Annotated in this window: 1 protein-coding gene; it reads left to right on the top strand. The window is 37.6% G+C overall.

The genetic code is table 11. From position 1 onward, the window contains the following. Positions 1 to 550: two-component regulator propeller domain-containing protein (locus tag E1163_RS26365; protein ID WP_185156221.1), on the top strand; the 550-nt coding region annotated here is incomplete at both ends.

Below are 550 nucleotides of genomic sequence, written 5' to 3'. Positions count from 1 at the left end.
AAATGGACTTAGTGATGTAAATAAAATAACAATTTTTGAAAAAGATAATAATCTACTTTTTAGCAGCGATAATGGCTTCTATAAGGTTGATAAAGGTGAAAAAATCTTATTTTTTAAAGACACCAGCCTGATTAAACAGCCTATTAATATTGGAGTTTTATCTGAAGCCCCAAATGGGGACTATTTTGCTTCTGTTATCGCAAAAGACCGAACCGAGCACATTGAGCGTTTTTATCAAAGCGGCGATGAATACTTAAGAGAATCGACACCCTTTAAAAGACTTCCCGAAATGGAAATCTTAGCGATTTACCCTGACGAAAATGGAATCGTCTGGATTGCGGGTTCAGAAGGCCTTTTTCGATATGATTCCAAAGTTAAAAAGGATTATACACTACCATTTAATACTGTGATATCGAAAGCCGCTGTACGCGACTCCACAATATTCCACGGCTTTTACCCCGTTAAAGTAGAAGGTTCTGACATACCCGGAATAGGCATTGTTCAGCCTGAAGATATGCAGCCTACGCTTACCTACGATGATAATAGCATA

It is taken from the genome of Fulvivirga kasyanovii (assembly GCF_009711405.1).
GTDB lineage: Bacteria > Bacteroidota > Bacteroidia > Cytophagales > Cyclobacteriaceae > Fulvivirga > Fulvivirga kasyanovii.
This window is presented reverse-complemented; position numbering and strand designations above follow the sequence as displayed.